Genomic DNA, 18,188 nt, shown 5'->3' on the forward strand with positions numbered 1-18,188 from the left:
ATCTACATGAAGGTGCCCGGCTCGTCATCAGTGACGCCGGGCGCCCTATCGTTTGTTCGATCAGAGCTCGTTTGCGAGATGTGCCGCATGCCTGCCGTACTCGGAGGCATAGCGGTGCCAAAGGTCCTGCCAGCCGCCCACCGGGTCGCCGCACTGGTCTTTGTAGAGCGCCCATACGAACCAGTACCAGGCGGCAAATGCCACGTAGGAGATGCAGTGGAAAAGCTCGTCGTCCGTGGGGTCGCGCTGGAAGTACTGACGGAGAACCTCGAGCGCCTCATCGTAGCTGTAGTCGCTGCAGCAGATGAAGGTCCCCAGATCGCTGGCGTAGTCGGACATGCCGGCGTACTCCCAGTCGATGAGCGAGATGTCCGTGCCCCTTACGAGAAAGTTGGGGTCGTAGAAGTCGTTATGGCAGAGGACCGGCGCACCAGACGTTGCGCGCACGCGCTCCTCGAGGCCCTCAACGCGTGCGCGAATGGTCTCAAAGTCCCGGTAGCGCGACCTCTCGTCGCTGTTCAGAAGCTCGAGAATGCCTGCCGTGTTTTTGAAGACGTCAAAGTTCCACTTGGACATGACACCGCAGGAGTGGAGCTTGCGTGCCATCTCCATGGCCCGGGCAACGTGGGTGGGGTTGTGGTAGTCGAAAGGCACGCATCCGTCGACGAAGCGCGAGATCTTCCAGCCCTGGTGAGGGTCCTCGTGGATGAAGGTACGGTCGAGCCCCAGCTTGGCGGCAATGCCCTGCGCAAACGCCTCGCCCTCGCGGTTGATGATTTTCTCGGTTCCGGCGCCTGGTCTGCGATAGACGTAGGCCTTGCCGTTTGCGACGAAGCGGAACGAGTCGTTCGTGAGCCCCTCATCGATGGGCGCGAACTCCGTGACGTCGCATGGCGTGCATCCGAGTGTCGCGCAGATGTTGTCGAGCGTCGTCTTGTCTGCCGTAAGTCGAATGGCGGTCACTGTCCGTGGCATAGCCGTCTCCCCACTCGCCGGGCGGCGAATGTTTGCTGTGCATTCAGTACACTCAAAAATAACGTAAAGACAGAACAGCATCGTGTACGAACAGCACGTCACGCCATTGACAGACTTCGTATAGATGCGACCTAACGATGATTCTTGAACAACGCCGAGAGGAACTTCTCGCTTATCGCCGCGCGCGGCGTCTTGCCAGCCCTGATGCCCGCCACCGGACCGCCGTGGCAAAAGACGGCAACCATCATAAGCGCTGCACCGGCAATCGCGTGGAGCGTGTCCCCCAAGGCCAGCTCGATGACGAGCCACGCCGCGGGAATCGCCAGGGCGCCCAGGCACAGGTAGCCACCAAAGAGCACCACGAGAAGGCCGATGACCGCCGCAGCACCTCCTGCCGCAGGCGTCATGAGGATGATCCCCGTGCAGGTCGTGGCCACGCCCTTGCCGCCATGAAAGTGGTGCCAGGCGGGAAACACGTGTCCGAGCGTCGTGCCAACCATGGCTGTGGCGCTGGCAACTTGGGCGTCGGCGGGGAAGAGCGCGCCTGCCACCACAAACGCGAGGATCGTCTTGGCAATGTCACCCGCGAGCGTGACCGCTGCCCACGTGGTGCCATAGGTGGCACCCATGTTTGCCATGCCGGGATTACCCTCCCCCACATCGAAGGCGCTCTTGCCGCTCGCATGCCTGCTCGTCAGCTCCGCCGTGAGAAATGACCCGCAGGCGTAGCCCACGGCGAGCGAGCACGCAACCACAATTCCCATACCTGACATGGCGGTCAGCCTCCCATGGATGCCGCAAAGGTATCGATGAAGTGAAGAGGTTTTGATGCTTCCCAGTTAGGGTACCCTACAACGAGGCGTGTGCCTAAGAAAGCGATGGAAGGGGTTGCGCCACATGTTCGACGGCGTCATCTTCGACATGGACGGTCTGATGGTCGATACCGAGCCCGTGTGGATGGAGTGTTGGGCCCCGGCGCTGGCCCGTTTTGGCTATGATGTGCCACCTGGCCTCGCCGACGCAGTGCGTGGCTCGGCTGGTGACAATGCCGCCCGTCTCCTTCACGAGATGGTAAGCTCGCAGCTGGACACCAAGGCGTTCTGGGCGTACTTCTCGCTTCTTGCCGAGAGGGTCTTTGCCCAAGGAGTCGAGAAGAAGCCGGGCCTTGATGAGCTTCTGGCGTATCTGGGCGAGCAAGGCGTTCCCTGCGCCGTGGCTTCGTCTTCGTCCAAGGAGGGCATTGAGCGCAACCTGCGCTTCATTGGCCATCTCGACTGCTTCCAGGTAATCGTTCCGGGCAGTGAGGTCCCTCACGCAAAGCCGGCGCCCGACGTCTTCCTCGAGGCGGCAAAGCGCCTGGGCACCAAGCCCGCTCGCACGATGGTGCTCGAGGACTCCTTCAATGGGGTGCGCGCAGGAGCAGCGGGCGGTTTCTATACGGTGATGGTTCCCGATCTTGCCAGTCCCAACGACGAGATTCGTTCCGTCGCTTCATGCGTGTGCCCGAGCCTGCTCAAGGTGCGCGACCTTCTCGCCCAAGGGGAAATGGGCTAGCGTGGGGGCTTGAGCACGCGCGTCCGTGCGCCAACAGCTTTTCCGACTCGTACCGGGAGGGTTCTCTCATGGCTGGCTTTCACTGTTCGGATTGCATCTACGGCTCCTTTGCCATAAACAAGGAGACCGGAAAGTATCAGGGCACCTGCAGCCGCGGCTTCACGCTGGCGGTGCCCCATGTGTACAGGGAGCCGGAGATGTTCTTTGCAGACAGTCCCGATGGACTGGTCCCTGTTGTCGATCCATATGGTAAGGAGTACCTCCGGCGAAGCAATGTCTGCGACCACTTTCTGCGTCTTCAAGACGCACGGCCCTAAGCGGCTGGCAAGCCATGGAGAAGTTTCTGAGATTTTTATCAAATAATGCACTTCTAATGCATGGTGAATTGCGCATTGAGTTCATAATGAACGGCTGGTACAGGCTAGTGTCGACAGAGTATTAGCAGTATCTAGCCACATGCTGAAGATGGAAAAGGCGGTAGCCAGATGTCGAGAAGGGCTCAGACCGACAGCGGCGAGACAAAGAGGAGTCTTGTCGCGTCAGCGACAAAGGAGTTTGCAGAGTGCGGGTACGAGGGTGCCTCCCTTCGTCAGATCTGCTCGAAGGCCGGCGTGACAACCGGGGCGCTCTACTTCTTCTTTACCAGCAAGGAAGACCTGTTCAAGAGCGTTGTTTCTCCTTTGATGAGCAAGCTTCCCAGCATTCTTGCGAGTTGGATCGAGCACGATATTGCCGTAATCTGCGACGAGGAGGGCGAGCCCACAAACGTTGAGGCGCTGCCCGACGGCTTGGCAGAGCTCATGAAGGAGTATCCGCTGGTCCCGAAGATTGTCCTGAGCAACCGAGACAATCCCGTGGTCAAAGAGTTCCTTGACGAGAAGGTCGATGAGATTGCCGAGATGGTCTCGAATCGCTTGGCCCGCAAGAACGCCGCCGGCGCAGACGGCTTCTCTTCGCACCTCTTTGCTACCATGAGTGCCGATGCGTTCATCCAGATTCTTGCGAACGATGAGGGCCTTCACATGGTCGCTGGGCATCTCGCCGGGTTTTCCACGTTCGTGCGTGGGGGCCTGAGGGCTGCGCTCCAGTAGATATGTCGAGAAACGTGCGAGGCGGGAGGTACCAGGGTGGCCAGCCAGCTCCTCTCGCTCTCGGTCGCCATGCTCGTTGCCGCGCTTGCCCCCTTCGTGGCGAGCGTCGTTCCGGGCAGGGCTATCCCTGAGGTCATCTTCCTCGTGTTTGCCGGAGCGCTTCTCGGCCCCTATGGGGCAGACGTGATTCGCCCCAGCGGTGGAACGCTTTCACTCATCTCCGAGCTTGGTATGGCGTTCCTCTTCTTGATGGCCGGCTACGAGATAAAGCCACCAGAGCTCGTGGGGCCCTTGGGAAGGCATGCCTCGATATGCTGGGGAATCTCCATGGTGGTGGCCATTGCGCTTGTGAGCCTCGCCGGGTTCAAGCGCTTTACCGGCATGGCAGGCATTGCCTTTGCCATCATGCTCACCACCACGGCATATGGAACCCTGGCGCCCATCATGCGTGCCCGCAACCTCACCGACACTCCCGTGGGCCGCGCCGTTACCGCCTATGGCGCTACGGGAGAGGTGCTTCCGGTTATAGCGGTGGCGCTGCTGCTCTCCACCAGGTCTCTGGTTGCCACGGTGATCGTGCTTGTGGCCTTCCTCCTGGTCTGCGTACGCATCGCGCACCTCTCGAAGTCCACCGCGCGACTTGGTGCGCGCTTTCGCGACTTCGTTCGGTCAGGCGCTGGGGCCAGCACGCAGACGCCCCTTCGCCTCGTAGTGCTCCTCCTCGTGTTTCTAGTCTTTCTCGCAGATGTCTTTGGGTTTGACTCGGTGCTGGGGGCGTTTGCCGCTGGCTTTGTGCTGCGCGTCTTCTTCCCGGACGGCAACGAGGAGCTGGAGGAGAGAATCGAGGCCATCGGCAACGGTTTTCTCATCCCTGCGTTCTTCGTGATCTCTGGCGCAGGGATTGATCTTGCCGCGGCGTTCTCTGACCCCGGCCTGCTCTTTCTCTTCATCGGACTCATTTTGGTGGTGCGTGGCGTCTCGGTGGCGATATCGCTGCACGTGAACCCCGAGACTCGTGGTATGCAGTCGCAGGAGCGCTTTGTGACCACTGCCTATTGCGTGATGGCGCTGCCGCTTGTGGTGGCCATCACCCAGATTGTGGTCGATGCGGGTGCTATGACCACGCAGGACGCCTCTGTTCTGGTGACGGCCGGCGCAATTACGGTACTCGTGGTGCCTATCCTTACCTCAGCCGTACGTGTGGCTGCGCCGGCGCATCCCGTCCACGCCCTCTCGAATATCGTTTCGGGCAAGGAGAACGCGAACGAGGCCTTGGCTCGTCAGCGCCAGGCAATCCGGGCTTCCCGCAGGCGCTTTGAGGCCGCCCGCGCCCGTCGCAAGCGCGAACTGGGTAGGGGCCTCTCATCCGTCGAATACATTGCCCGACACGATGGAGACGAGCCCACGGACAGTTCCAATCGTACATGATTAGGCCTGTAATATAAAAAATCAAATATGTCAGATTCTTGCAGTGCCTGGTGCGGAGGATTCGTCGACGGGTCAATCGTATGATGGTTACGTTGACGGTGGTCTTGGGAAGGGTGGCTCGTATGGCAGGCGCAGCAACTGGTTCGGCACGAGACCTCATTTTCCTCGCGCCCATCTTTCACGAGAAGATTTGGGGTGGTCGCGAGCTTGAGAGGTGCTTTGGCTACGATATCCCGGACGGCCCTATTGGCGAGTGCTGGGGCATCTCGGCTCACCCCAACGGCGACTGCACGGTTGCTGGCGGCGAGTTTGACGGCCTTCACCTCTCCGAGCTTTGGGAAGGCCACCATGAGCTCTTTGCCGGGGCCGAGGGAGACCGCTTCCCGCTGCTTGTCAAGATTCTCGACGCGCGCGAGAACCTCTCTGTGCAGGTGCATCCGGACGACGCCTATGCAGCCGCGCACGAGAATGGCTCGCTCGGCAAGCGCGAGTGCTGGTACGTCATCGACTGTGAGCCCGGAACGCGTATCATTGTGGGACAGCGTGCCAAGAGCCGAGAGGAGCTTGCGGCCATGATTGCCGAGGGCCGTTGGGATGATATGCTCAACTACGTGCCCATCCATCCCGGCGACTTCTTCCGCATCGAGCCGGGAACCATGCACGCCATCATGGGTGGCACGCTCATCCTGGAGACCCAGCAGTCCTCCGACGTCACCTACCGTGTCTACGACTACGATCGCGTACAACCCGACGGGACCAAGCGTCCGCTCCATGTGAGGCAGTCCCTCGACGTGGTTGACTACGACCAAGTCCCGCCCACGTCGGGCAAGGTCACCGCGCCCGAGAGGGATGGCGTGACCGAGCTTATGGCCTGCCCCAACTTCGATGTCGAGCGCGTGCGCGTCTCTGGCGAGAAGGTCCTTGAGCAGCCATGGCCGTTCATGTGCCTCTCGGTGATCGAGGGCTCCGGAACCGTCTGCGATGGCGCCGGCGTCGAGCACGGGGTGTGCGCGGGAAGCCACTTCCTGGCCCCGTCTGGCTCCGGTGACGTTTGCCTGGCGGGCGAGATGACCCTCATCACCTCGCACCTTCCGGAGTAAGTTTACGGTCAAGGATCGGTGCTCGGAAGCGTCTCGGCAGCAGATACACCACTCGTGCCCCGCGCAATCCAGAGCCGCTTGCCTGTCGGGGACGGCGATATCACCGAGGCGCTTCGCACCACAGCCGGCGTGGGATAAGAGGCTCTGGAGCGCAAGGCCGAGCGTCTGGCAGAGCTCATCGACAGCTCAGATGCCGTAGTGGTAGGCATCGGGTCGGGGGTGTCTACCTCCGCCGGATACGACTTCTACCATCCATCGGCCACGTTCGGCGAGGCGTTCGGTTCCTTCGAGAGGGCCCATGGTTTCAGGACGCTCTTCGATGGGCTCTACCACCCCTCCTCATCGAACGAGGAGGCGCGGGCGTTCAATTCGGCGGTCTCTGCCTATGTGGCGCGCCTACCTCTTGGCAAGGTGTACAAAGAGCTTGCCCGCATCCTCGCAGAGAAGCCGCACGTCGTACTCACGACGAATGTGGATGGGCAGGTGCCACGCGCCTTCGGAAGAGACCGCGTCTGGGAGTTTCAGGGAAACCTGCGCCTCGTGCAGTGCAGCCAGCCATGCACCGACAATACGGAGGACTTCCTCTCACATGCAGACGAGCTTGTTGCGGCGACAGAGATTGTGAACAGTGTGCCATGCATCAAATACGACCTTCTGCCGCGCTGTTCTGAGTGCCACCATCTGATGGTTCCCTGGATTCGCGATGAGCACTTCTGCGAGAGCAAAGAGTGGAAGGCTGCGCACGCTGCCTATGAGACGTTTCTGCATGACCATCTGACGGAAGGTGCCGAGCACGTGCTCTTCCTTGAGATGGGCGTGAGTTCGATGACGCCAGCGATCATTAAACTGCCGTTCTGGAGCATGGTAGAGAGCTTCCCTAGAGCTTTCTATGTGAACGTGAATGTCGGGGATGCCTCTGCTCCAGCGCAGCTTGGATCGCGTGCGCTCACGATCACGGCAGACGCCTCGGGGGCGGTGAGTCTCGTCTCGTCGAAGCTTGGCTGATTCCCGCATCGTGGGGCATCTCCGTCCCCGGTCGAAGAAGGAGATTACGAGGTGGAGGTAGTCGATGGGCGTATGGCAGACACGGGGGAGAGCCCCGCGGCGGCAATGCCTGTGGGCCCTCCCCTTGGCTGTCAGAAAAGCCAGCTCGCGTGTACGCGCAAGGCGGGGTCCGACGTCTCCACCTTATTCCGCCACTGGTGTTTCTGCGCTCAACCCGTCTCTCACGGTGCAATAAGCGTTACACGTCGGGGTTTCTTCAGAGAAGCCGAAGCCTGCAGCGAATGGGCGTCCCACGGTTGAGCCATCTTGCACGAAAAGGCGATATCGTACGGTTTTTCGGCAACCGCTGCATGAAAACGCGATATCGTGCGGTCCCTTTTTGCCAACAGGATAAAAATTTCAACCATGTTTGCGTGATTTTGCATATATAATATAAAATATACATAAATATGCAAACATAATTCAATATTTTATCTTACGGCGCTAAAACCGCCTTACGATAACGCCATTTCATGCAGCGATGAACAAAAAGCCGTACGATATCGCATTTTTATGCGACGGGCCCACTGTTGGTCCAAGGTAAAATCGCCAAACTAACGCCGAGAGAGCAATAGACCTTGTCGCTATCGCGCAAATGTAGCTGAACGGCGGGCCGATTTTGCCCCGTTGTTCAGCTTGTGCGCAGCCGCCCACTCGCCCATATTGTCGCTGGCGGCCTCGGTCTCAGACATGGCGCCATCCCCCTGCCCCGATGCCGCGGGCGCGCTCATGGCAAAGGAAAAGCCCCCGCCGAAGCAGAGGCCTCAAATCAGGTGACGTTTTAGACCAGGGCGCTAGAGCACGCTATCCGAGTCGGGCCCATTTCTCTGCTCCGACACTCAGGGTAGGTCTTACCGGCGCGGATGCACCTACTTATAACTTTGATGCCCTTTGTCCATCTACGCTGCAGGCTTCGCGCCGCCGGGGATTTCACCACCGCAGTGCGGGCAGCGGGTGGCACCGGCCTTGACCTCCTCCAGGCAGTGCGGGCAGATGGGGGCGGCCGCCTCCTTCTCCTCTTCCTGCTTGCCGGCAAGCTTCCTGGTCTCTTCGGAGAGCTTGTTCATGCTCTTGACCAGGCAGAAGATGATGAACGCAATGATGACGAAGTTGATGATGGCCGAGATGAACGCACCAAAGTTGAGCTGAGCGGCGCCAACGTTCACCACGAGGCCAATCTCTGTGCTGCCGCCGGTAAGACCGGTGATGAGCGGCTGGATGATATCGCCAACCAGAGAGTTCACGATGGCGGTAAACGCGCCGCCGATGATCACGCCAACCGCCATGTCCATCACGTTGCCACGCGAGATGAACTCGCGGAACTCGCTGAAGAAGCCCTTCATGATAATCTCCCCTCCGGAACTGCCATTTTGCTAGCTAGGAAAACGTCTGCACGCACTCGTGTTGCAAGATGTCGCCGTCGCCTAGCATGAAGAGACTCTACCACGCCCAACGTCGCAACACCTCGAGCGTCGTCAAAAGCCAAGCTCCCCAGAGTCGAGCATCACGGTGAAGGGGCCGTCGTTTACAAGGCTCACGCGCATGTGGGCGCCAAAGACGCCATGCCCCACTCGACCCGGTCCCAGGTCCCTCTCGGCAAGCTCGCAAAAGAGCCCGTAGAGGCAGTTGGCACGGTCTGCCGGGGCGGCTCCCGCAAAGGAGGGCCTGTTGCCGTTGCGCGCGTCGGCGTAGAGCGTGAACTGGCTCACCACGAGGAGCGACCCCCCCACGTCGACGAGCGAGAGGTTCGTGCGCCCCTCCGCGTCGGCACAGATGCGGAGCTTGCGCACCTTCTCCCACATGCGGCGGGTGACGTTCTCGTCATCTGTGGGGCCAACGCCGAGAAGCACGAGGTAGCCAGCATAGCAAGACCCCACCTCGACGCCGTCCACCTCTACGGCAGCGTGTTCTACTCTCTGGATAAGCGCGCGCACGCTAGCGGTCCAGCTCGTAGACTGCCGAGAACTTCTCGACGAGGTAGTCCGTGTAATAGCGCGGCTCAAAGTCCTCGCCGCACGCCATGCGCATGAGCTGCGCGGAGTCCTTGGCGCGCCCCCAGTGCCAGATGTTGGAGCGCAGCCACTCGCGGATCGGTGCAAGGTCGCCCGAGGCGCAGCAGCCATCGAAGTCCACGCCCTGGCGAACCATGGCAGCCTTGAACTGGGCGCCAAAGGCGCTGCCCAGCGCATAGGTGGGGAAGTAGGCAAAGTCGCCGTCGGACCAGTGCGTGTCCTGCAGGGCACCCTCGGTATCTGTGGGCACCTCAAGGCCAAGGTAGGTGCGGCAACGATCTGCCCAGAGTCCGGGCACGTCTGCCGCCTTGGCCTCGCCCGAGAAGAGCAGCTGCTCAATCTCGTAGCGCAAAAGGATGTGTAGGGGGTACGTGAGCTCGTCAGCATCGCAGCGGATAAGTCCCGGCTCGGCGCAGTTCTCGGCCATGTAGAGCTGGTGGGCCGTCATGCGGCCAAGCTGACCGGGGAAATGCTTGGCGAGAAGGCGCGTGAGCTGTTCGGAGAAGGCCTCGCTTCTTCCCACGTAGTTCTCGAAGAAGCGCGACTGGGACTCGTGCATGCCGGAGCTGGTTCCGCCCTTGAGCGAGGTGAAGCGGTAGGCGGGATCAACGTTTTGCTCGTACATGGCGTGTCCGCCCTCATGGAGCATGCTGAAGACGTTCGAGAGCACGTTATCGGGGTAGACGTGCGTCGCGATCGCGACAAAGCCAATGGAGGGGCCGCCGGTGTAGGGGTGCTCGGTCGAGCCAAGCCACAGGGCATCTGCATCCACGCCCTCGATGCGCATGAGGTTGCGGGCCAGGTCCCACTGACGGCGCTCGTCAAAGGTGCCCTCCACCACGCGGTGGCTGGGCTTTCTCGGCGACGCCATGCACTCTGCCAGAAGCGGCACCACGCACTCCTTGACCCTCTCGAAGAAGGGGCCGTAGAAGGCGCGGCTCGTGCCATACTCGTAGTGGTCAAGCCACACGTCGTAGGGGTCGGCATCGGGGTTCATGGCGTGGGCCATGCTCACGCGGGCGGCCACAAGGCGGTTAAGATATGGCTCGAAGCTGGCCCAATCGTTCGCGGCCTTGGCGCGACGCCAGACGTCATTCGCCTGGACGGCAAGGCGCGAAAACGCCGCCTGCTCCTCGGGCGGCACATTCACCAGCGAGGCGCGGTCGCGCTTCAAGATTTTGACCTGCGCCGCACGGGTCTCGCCAATGATTCCCGCATTGGACTCAAGGCGGTCGAGCAGGGCACCCACCTCCGGCGCGCAGAGAAGGCGCGTGGCCTCCTCGTCGAGCACGGCAAACGCCTCTGCGCGCTCCTCCGTAGCCTTGGGCGGGTCGATCGAGGGGCCAAACGTGGCAATCTCATCGAGCGCGTAGCGCAGCGCAAAGCGGCGAAGCTCGAGCGCGTCGAGGTCTGCCATGTCCTTCTTGGGATTGGGAAGCGCTGCGTTGGGCGTGGTAGGTGTCTTGGTGTCCATGATGTCTCCAATATGGTCTCGAGGGGCAATTGAGTGATGGTCGAGCCATGCCAACGAGTGTAGTCGATGGGGTGGCGCACGCCTTGCCCGAACGCAGCCTACACCGACATGCCAAACGCGTAACCATACCGACGTTCTGCGTCATGGGGCGTGCACAGATGGGCTTGTCGTGGGATGATGGATGCAGCATGCCCGGCCGCTATCCAGCGGTGAGAAAAGCCAACGAAAGGGGAAGCCATGCAAGCCGTCCTCGGCATCGATATCGGGGGTACCAGCATCAAGGCGGGATTGTTCTCGCCCGAGGGCGAGCTCCTCGAGGAACGCAAGATTCCTACGCCCGCACTTGTGACGTCAGAAGCGTTTGCCGTTGTGACGGACGGCATCACGCGCCTCCTCGCCGCCCATGACAATACGCCGGAAGACGTCATTGCCTGCGGACTCGACATCCCTGGCCCCGTTGCGGACGACGGTACCGTGGGCTTTCTCCCCAACATCGAGCTCGACCCGGATGGCCTTGTCGCCGCGATGAGCGCTGCCTTCCCCAATGCCTCGATTGCCTTCGTAAACGACGCCAACGCCGCCGCGCTGGGCGAGCTCTGGGCAGGGGTTGCCCATGGCGTCTCGAGCTTTGTGCTCATCGCCCTGGGCACGGGCGTGGGCGCCGGCGTGGTGGTAAACGGACGCCTGGTCGCAGGTGCCTTTGGCGCCGGCGGCGAGGTGGGTCACATCACGGTGAACCCCCACGAGACGGAGACCTGTGGGTGCGGGCGCCACGGCTGCCTCGAGCAGTACGCCTCCGCAAAGGGCATCGTTCGCCTCTACCTCAATGAGTGCGAGAGGCGCGGCGTCACGCCGGTGCACGTGGAGCACGCCACCGACACGCTCTCGGTGTTCCGTGCCCTCGCGAAGGGCGACGAGTGCGCAAAGATTGCCGTGGACCAGATGTGCGAGTACCTTGCCCTTGCCATGTCGCAGATCTCCTGCATCGTTGATCCCGCCATGTATCTCATCGGTGGTGGAGTGGCTGGCTCGTTTGCGACGTTTGCGCCCGAGCTCCGCCAGCGCTTCCAGGCGCACTCCCTCTCCACGTGCAAGGACGTTGCCATTGAGGCGGCGTCCCTTGGCAACCAGGCAGCCATGTACGGCTGTGCCTACGAGGCGCTGCGTATGCGCAGGGAGTCAGTGGGGGAGTAGCGCATGGGTGAGCCTGCTTTCGACATAGTCGCAGTTACGGGTTGCCCCACGGGCATAGCCCACACGTTCATGGCTGCCGCCGCGCTTGAGAAGGCGGCCCAGGATCGTGGCCTTACCATCAAGGTCGAGACGCACGGCCAGGTGGGCGTCGAGGGCAGGCTCACGCCAGATGAGATTGCACGTGCGAGGGGCGCGATCGTTGCCTCGGACCGTGACGTGAATGCCGGGCGTTTCTCAGGACGACCCACCGTGATCGTTCCTGTGACCGATGCCATCATGGACCCCAATGCCCTTATCGACCGGGCGTTCTCCATTGCCGAGGACTACATTGCCAACCTCGACTCGAAAGGCGACGCGGCAGCGAAGGCTGCGGCACACGCGGCTGCCGCAGCCGGGGGCAGAGCAGAGCACGACGATGACACGGGCCCCCTCCATGCCTTCTACCGCCACATCATGGGCGGCATCAACCACACGCTGCCCTTCCTCGTGGTTGGCGGCATTCTCACCGCAGCGGCGCAGCTCATGGGCACCCCTGCGGGCTTTGTGCCCGATGCGCTCTACGCCATAGGGCGGCTGATGGTGCTTCTCGCCATGCCGGTTCTCTCGGCCCACATTGCCGAGTCCATCGCCGGCAGGCCGGCCATTGTCTCGGGCTATGCCGTGGGGCTTATCGCCGAGGCGGGCCTTGCCGAAAACGCCTCTACCTGGGGTGTCATCACGGGCCTGGCGTTCTCGGGAGGCCCTGGCTTCATTGGGGCCGTTGTGGGAGGGTTTCTCGCCGGCTACATCACAAAGGCCCTCATGCGGGGGCTCATTCGCCTGCCCAAGCTCATAGACGGCCTCAAGGTGGGCGTGCTCTATCCACTGGTTCCCACCGTGGTCGCGGGCCTTGTCATGTGCGCCATTGCTGCTCCCACGGCTGGCATGAGCCGCGTCTTTACGGAGATCCTCGGCTCCTGCGTCCTGGCGGCTCCCGTCGTCGCAGGAGTTTTGCTGGGGTGCCTCTGCGCTTGGGACTTTGGCGGGCCCGTGAACAAGGTTGCCTTTGTCACGGGCGTGCTCACGCTCATGACGGGGCTGCTCGAGGGAGGGGGAAGCCTTGCCTATGCTGCGGGCACCGCAATCACGGCGGCCGTGTCTGCTGCGTGCATGACGCCTCCCATCGTGACGAGCATTGCGTGTGCCCTTGTGCCCTCGGCCTTCTCGACAGACGAGCGCAGGGAGTCCCGCAAGAACCTCGTGCTTGGGATCATCCACGTGACGGAGGGCACGATTCCCTTTGTGAAGGATGGTCCCGCCGCGGCGCGGCCCATCATGATGGCGTCATCGTCGCTTGCGGCCGTCCTGAGCTTCGTGTGGGGCGTGCGTTCCCCCTCGCCCGTAGGCGGCTTGCTCATCTGCCCGGTGGTGACGGGTTGGCAATGGTGGCTGCTTGCAGTTCTTCTTGGGAGCATTGCGGGCGGCGTGCTCTTTGCGCTTGCCAAACGGTATGATGAACATAGAGCTTCCGAGAGCGTCTCGTAAGGAGTTGACATGAGCGAATTTGTTTCTGCATCGCACGTCTATCTCGACAACCCCGCCACCAACGTGGACGAGGTCTTGCACTTCCTGGCCGACAAGTTTGTCGCCAACGGTGTCGCTGCCTCTGCCGATGACATCTACAAGGCCTTCAAGAACCGTGAGGAGGAGGGCACCACCGGCATGATGGGCGGCTTTGCCATTCCTCACGCCAAGTGCCCAGGCAGCAAGGAGGCCTCGGTCGTCGTCGTGAAGTTCGCTGGTGACGTGGACTGGAACACCATGGACGGCAACCCCGTCCACTGCGCCATCGCACTGCTCATCCCCGAGGGCGACTCTCCGGCCCCGCAGCTCCGCGTGCTCTCGAAGGCCGCCGTCCTGCTTATGGACGCCGACTTCCGACAGAAGGTCCTGGACTCCACGAGCGCAGACGAGATTGCCTCGATCATCAATGACGGCCTTGGCCAGTAAGGCTCTGTGACTGGCCTCAGCTGTCCTTGCTTGAGCGTTTACCCTCTGGTACCCGGTGGATGCCGGAGGGCTTTTTGCTGGCGAGACGCATGCGTCCCTCCGTCTCGTCCCTCCGTCTCGTGTGGACTCACCGTTTAGGCCCAGTTAACCGTTCGGAATTCCCGGTTGCATTGGAAGCGACATGACGGTCGTCTCGCGCTCGCGGAGTGCCTCTGCGGCCTCCATGCACGCCCCTCCTTGCCTCAAGGACCAATTCTGGTAGCAGAAGCACCGATTATGAAGGACCTCTCCCCGCATCGAACCCTGAGGATACCTTGAAGGCGTGGACAATAGCAGGGAGAGTAGCGGGGAAGGGGTATGTATGGGTCTGTTTGGCAAGAAGGACAGGCAAGCCGATGGGAGGAAGAAGCCCAAAGAGCGCAAGCCGCACCTGGTGCGTAAGAGCATCGGGCTTGTGCTGGCCGCGGGCTTTCTGGCAGTCGTGCTCGTACTGGGGTCGATATTGGGCGGAAGCATGGGTTCGCTGGTGACGCGCCTCTTTGGCTCGCCCGCCGACGCGCCCAGCTCCCAGACGGTGCAAGAGACAAACGGCACGGCGCGCCAGGCCGCCGACCAGGTCGAGGAAGAGGGGGCCATCCTTCTCCAGAACAGCGACGCGACGCTGCCCCTCTCGCCCGACGTCACGCGCGTGAACGTGTTTGGCTGGGCGTCTGTCGACTGGCTTGGCGGAGGCTCTGGCTCTGGCGGTGTCTCCTCCACCGAGGTAGGCCTGCTTGACGCGCTCAAGTCCTACGGCATCGAGACAAACGAGGACCTCACCAAGATGTACGAGGACTTCCATGCCGCGGGCCAGCGCCCCAAGACGCTTGCGAGCAAGCCGTCTGAGTCGAGCGTGCTCTACGAGCCCTCGATCAGCGATCGCGACTACTACACGGACGGCCTTCTCAACGGGGCAAAGGACTTCTCGGACACCGCCATCGTGGTCCTGCAGCGCTACTCGGGCGAGTCCAACGACATGCCGCTCGAGCAGTACAAGGTCACGACAAAGGACGGTGACGTCCAGGTGGACGCCAGTCGGACCTCGCTAGACCTCTCAACAGAGGAGGAAGAGCTCCTCGCATACGTGGGCGCCAACTATGCCCACGTCATCGTTGTGGCAAACGCTGCCAACGCGATGTCTTTGGGGGCCGTGGAGTCCACACCGGGTGTTGACGCGGTGCTGTGGGCAGGATATACGGGCCAGTACTCCGCAGAGGTGCTGCCCAAGATCTTGTGGGGAGAGGTCAACCCCTCGGGACGCACGGCGGACACGTTTGCCTATGACTTCTCCACGGCACCGAGCTATGCCAACGCAAGCGAGCACGTGGGAGCCTACATTGGGGCGGATGGCCTCTACCCCGCGGACGGCACCCAGATGGGCAACTTCTCGAGCCCAGAACCCTACACGCAGGTCTCGTACGTTGACTACGCCGAGGGCATCTACGTGGGCTACAAGTGGTACGAGACGGCGGATGCCGAGGGGTTCTGGAGTGCGACGTCGAACGAGCACGGCACGGGCTATGAGGGCGTGGTCCAGTACCCGTTTGGCTACGGCCTCTCGTACACGAGCTTTGGCTGGCAGGTAGTGGACGAGCCGGAGCAGGGCTCTGCGCTGGGCGACAAGACCTCCATCACGGTGCGCGTGACCAACACGGGCAGCGTTGCCGGCAAGGACGTTGTGGAGCTCTATTACTCGGCACCCTACACGGCAGGCGGCATCGAGAAGAGCGCCGTGGTCCTGGGCGACTACGCCAAGACCGGTCTGCTTGCCCCCGGCGAATCCCAAGACGTCACGCTCTCGGTGGATGCGCGCTCGATGGCGGGCTATGACGCCTACGACGCCAACGGCAACGGCTTTACCGGCTACGAGCTCGACCCCGGCACCTATACGCTGACGCTTCGCCATGACGCGCATACGGTTGACGCGGCGGATGGCGCGACCCTCTCGCTTACGCTTTTCGAGGGCAGACAGTTTGCCACAGACGAGAAGACCGGCGAGACCGTCTCGAACAAGTTCACCGGCGATGCCGCAGTGGACGGCGTGGGCGTGGACGGGCTGGGCTCCGGGCAGGACATCACCTACCTCACGCGCGCGGACTTTGCGGGCAGCTGGCCTGCGGTTGCCTCTTCTCGCGAGATGCCCCAGAGCGTGGCCGCGCTTAACCTCTACTCCGCCGATCGGCTTGCGGCTGATGATGCCCGTGAGGCCACGATGCCTGCCACGGGTGCCAAGAATGGGCTTGCCATCGAGGAGAACGGCGTCATCACCGATCTGGGGCGCGAGCTGGGCGCAAGCTACGACGACCCCCAGTGGGACAGCCTTCTCGACCAACTGACGGTCTCCGAGATGGAGAACATGGTCGCGAACGGCTACTCCGGCACCTCGGCTCTACCCAGCGTGGGACGCGACTATGAGACGCGCGAACTCGACGGCCCGGCGCAGGTGGGCGGCTTTGTGCCGACGAACCCCGGCACCGGATTCCCAAGCGCCACCGTGCTCGCCCAGACCTGGAACCGCGACCTTGCGCTTCGGATGGGTCTCATCTGCGGCGAGCAGGCCTCTCAGCGCGGGCTCTCCGGCTGGTACGCACCGGCGACCAATATCCACAGGAGCCCCTTCAACGGGCGCAACTACGAGTACTACTCGGAAGACCCGCTGCTCTCTGGTCAGACCTGCGGAAACGTGGTGGCGGGTGCAAGAAATGCCGGCGTGTACTGCTACGTCAAGCACTTCATCTGCAACGACGGCGAGGCAGGCGTCTACCGTGACGGCATCTACACCTGGATGGGCGAGCAGGCGCTGCGCGAGGAGTACCTCGAGCCCTTCCGCCAGGTGGTCGAGGACTTTGGCGGAACCGCCCTCATGAGCTCCTATGGTCGCATTGGCGCCGTGTGGGCGGGTGGCAGCGAGGCGCTGCTCGCGGGCGTGCTTCGTGGCGAGTGGGGCTTTGACGGCGTGGTCGTCACCGACTACTCCGACCACCCGGCATACATGAACAGTGACCAGGCCCTGCGGCATGGCGGAGACCTCTGGATGTGCATGGGTGGCTCCCTGACGACTGACTCAGGCTCTGCAAGCTACGTGAGCGAGCTGCGCCGTGCGACGAAGGATGCGCTGTTCGCCTACCTCGACGCTCGTGTGGCCAACGAGAGCTACGTAGCGTCTACGGGCGATACCGCCGCCGCACGTCCGGCAAGCTCTGCAATCACGACGCCGGTTCCTCTCGTCTTGAACGTGCTTCGAGCTGTTGCGCTGGCGCTTGTCGGCCTGGCCGTCTGGCGTCTGCTCGTGGGCATCCGCCTCAGGCGAGACAAGGGGAGTTCCCCCTTGTCTCGCCTGAGCAATGCTTCCCTGCGATAACACGAATATGACGGTCGATTGTGCGGGCCTCGGATGAGACAAGGGGGAGCCCTCCTTGTCCTTGTCTCACGCCTTGTTGGCGGAGCCGAGGTTGTCCATGTGGGATGCGACGACCCTGTAGATCTCCTCCATGCCGGGCTTCGAGGGCTTCTTGGGGTCGAAGTTGCCGGGGTTCTCGGTCATGTAGCCCATGAACCCATGGGTGAAGGCCTGGCGCAGCTCGGTGGCATAGTTCACCTTGCAGATGCCGTTCTGGATGGCCTCGGCGACCTGGTCATCGGGCACGCCGGAGGTGCCGTGAAGAACCAGCGGCACGTCAACACGGCTGCGAATCTCCTTGAGGACGTCCTGCTCGATGTGAGGGATGCCCTTGTACACGCCGTGCACGGTGCCCACGCCAACGGCGAGCGAAGTGCACTTGGTGCGGTTCACGAACTCCCCGGCCTCATCGGGGTCGGTGTAGGGGTTCTCGCCCTTGACCGCCGGGCCGTCATCCTCCTTGCCGCCAACCTTGCCGAGCTCGGCCTCGACAGGGATGCCCATGGCAAGGGCAACCTTGGTCACGCTCTCGGTGAGGGCCATGTTGTCCTCGAAGGGCACGTGGGAGCCGTCGATCATAACGGAGGTGTAGCCAGCGCGCAGCGCCTGCATGCAGCGGTCAAAGCCGTCGCCATGGTCGAGGTGCAGGGCAACGGGAACGCTTGCCTGCTCGGCGGCAACGCGCACCATGGCAACGAAGTAGTCGAGGCTAGCGTACTTCACGGTGCCCGGGGTGGTCTGCATGATGACGGGGGAGTGCTTGTCCTCGGCTGCCTTGACGACGGCCATCACAAACTCGAGGCTCTCCACGTTGAACGCACCCACGGCGTAGTGGCCGGCTTGGGCGTCGAGCAGCATTTCCCTGGTTGTGACGAGCATCGTGCTCTC

16 protein-coding genes are annotated in these 18,188 nt (G+C 62.2%); 10 read left to right on the forward strand and 6 right to left on the reverse strand.

The features are described from left to right. Positions 1-60: 60 nt before the first annotated feature. Positions 61-975 carry a choline/ethanolamine kinase family protein gene (locus E0E00_RS12585; RefSeq protein WP_165443699.1) on the reverse strand — a complete coding sequence of 305 codons (915 nt, stop codon included), beginning with the start codon at positions 973-975 and terminating at the stop codon, positions 61-63. Positions 976-1,106: 131 nt separating this feature from the next. Further along, a complete protein-coding gene (locus tag E0E00_RS12590) occupies positions 1,107-1,748 on the reverse strand; it encodes a glycerol-3-phosphate acyltransferase (protein ID WP_130812891.1) in 642 nt (213 codons plus the stop codon). Between the two features lie 124 nt (positions 1,749-1,872). Here E0E00_RS12590 and E0E00_RS12595 point away from each other — a divergent pair, with 124 nt between their 5' ends. From E0E00_RS12595 to E0E00_RS12620, 6 genes are all read left to right on the forward strand, one after another. Continuing rightward, positions 1,873-2,529, forward strand: a complete 657-nt coding sequence (locus E0E00_RS12595; RefSeq protein ID WP_130812892.1) for an HAD family phosphatase — start codon at positions 1,873-1,875, stop codon at positions 2,527-2,529. Between the two features lie 68 nt (positions 2,530-2,597). Next, complete coding sequence (locus tag E0E00_RS12600) at positions 2,598-2,846, forward strand: hypothetical protein (protein WP_130812893.1); 249 nt, start codon at positions 2,598-2,600, stop codon at positions 2,844-2,846. 168 nt (positions 2,847-3,014) lie between these two features. Continuing rightward, positions 3,015-3,620, forward strand: coding sequence for a TetR/AcrR family transcriptional regulator (locus E0E00_RS12605; protein ID WP_130812894.1), 606 nt, complete (start codon positions 3,015-3,017; stop codon positions 3,618-3,620). Between the two features lie 36 nt (positions 3,621-3,656). Next, positions 3,657-5,048, forward strand: a complete 1,392-nt coding sequence (locus E0E00_RS12610) for a cation:proton antiporter (protein WP_130812895.1) — start codon at positions 3,657-3,659, stop codon at positions 5,046-5,048. 122 nt (positions 5,049-5,170) lie between these two features. Further along, a complete protein-coding gene (locus E0E00_RS12615; protein ID WP_130812896.1) occupies positions 5,171-6,148 on the forward strand; it encodes a type I phosphomannose isomerase catalytic subunit in 978 nt (325 codons plus the stop codon). A gap of 198 nt (positions 6,149-6,346) precedes the next feature. Further along, on the forward strand, positions 6,347-7,153 hold the full coding sequence (locus E0E00_RS12620; RefSeq protein ID WP_130812897.1) for a hypothetical protein: 807 nt from the start codon (positions 6,347-6,349) through the stop codon (positions 7,151-7,153). A 938-nt stretch (positions 7,154-8,091) separates the two neighbouring features. Here E0E00_RS12620 and mscL read toward each other — a convergent pair. The 3 genes from mscL to E0E00_RS12635 all read right to left on the reverse strand — a co-directional run bounded on the left by mscL (position 8,092) and on the right by E0E00_RS12635 (position 10,678). Further along, entirely contained in the window at positions 8,092-8,535 is a 444-nt protein-coding gene (gene mscL / locus E0E00_RS12625) for a large conductance mechanosensitive channel protein MscL (protein ID WP_130812898.1), read from the reverse strand. 132 nt (positions 8,536-8,667) lie between these two features. Continuing rightward, entirely contained in the window at positions 8,668-9,126 is a 459-nt protein-coding gene (dtd, locus tag E0E00_RS12630; RefSeq protein ID WP_130812899.1) for a D-aminoacyl-tRNA deacylase, read from the reverse strand. 1 nt (position 9,127) lies between these two features. Next, entirely contained in the window at positions 9,128-10,678 is a 1,551-nt protein-coding gene (locus tag E0E00_RS12635) for a carboxypeptidase M32 (protein ID WP_130812900.1), read from the reverse strand. A 237-nt stretch (positions 10,679-10,915) separates the two neighbouring features. Between E0E00_RS12635 and E0E00_RS12640 the strand changes: the two genes are divergently transcribed. From E0E00_RS12640 to E0E00_RS12655, 4 genes are all read left to right on the forward strand, one after another. Further along, a complete protein-coding gene (locus tag E0E00_RS12640) occupies positions 10,916-11,872 on the forward strand; it encodes an ROK family protein (RefSeq protein WP_130812901.1) in 957 nt (318 codons plus the stop codon). A gap of 3 nt (positions 11,873-11,875) precedes the next feature. Next, on the forward strand, positions 11,876-13,396 hold the full coding sequence (locus tag E0E00_RS12645; protein ID WP_130812902.1) for a PTS fructose transporter subunit IIC: 1,521 nt from the start codon (positions 11,876-11,878) through the stop codon (positions 13,394-13,396). A 9-nt stretch (positions 13,397-13,405) separates the two neighbouring features. Further along, positions 13,406-13,861 (forward strand): PTS sugar transporter subunit IIA, encoded by a 456-nt coding sequence (locus E0E00_RS12650; RefSeq protein ID WP_130812903.1) that lies wholly within the window; start codon positions 13,406-13,408, stop codon positions 13,859-13,861. Between the two features lie 361 nt (positions 13,862-14,222). Beyond that, on the forward strand, positions 14,223-17,261 hold the full coding sequence (locus E0E00_RS12655; protein ID WP_130812904.1) for a glycoside hydrolase family 3 N-terminal domain-containing protein: 3,039 nt from the start codon (positions 14,223-14,225) through the stop codon (positions 17,259-17,261). Between the two features lie 66 nt (positions 17,262-17,327). Here the strand turns inward: E0E00_RS12655 and E0E00_RS12660 are convergent, their stop codons facing one another. Next, the gene (locus E0E00_RS12660) at positions 17,328-18,179 is read right to left on the reverse strand and encodes a class II fructose-bisphosphate aldolase (protein ID WP_130812905.1); all 852 of its coding nucleotides are present in this window, start codon (positions 18,177-18,179) and stop codon (positions 17,328-17,330) included. Positions 18,180-18,188: the final 9 nt, after the last annotated feature.

This window comes from Olsenella sp. Marseille-P4559 (assembly GCF_900605015.1).
Classification (GTDB): Bacteria; Actinomycetota; Coriobacteriia; order Coriobacteriales; family Atopobiaceae; genus Tractidigestivibacter.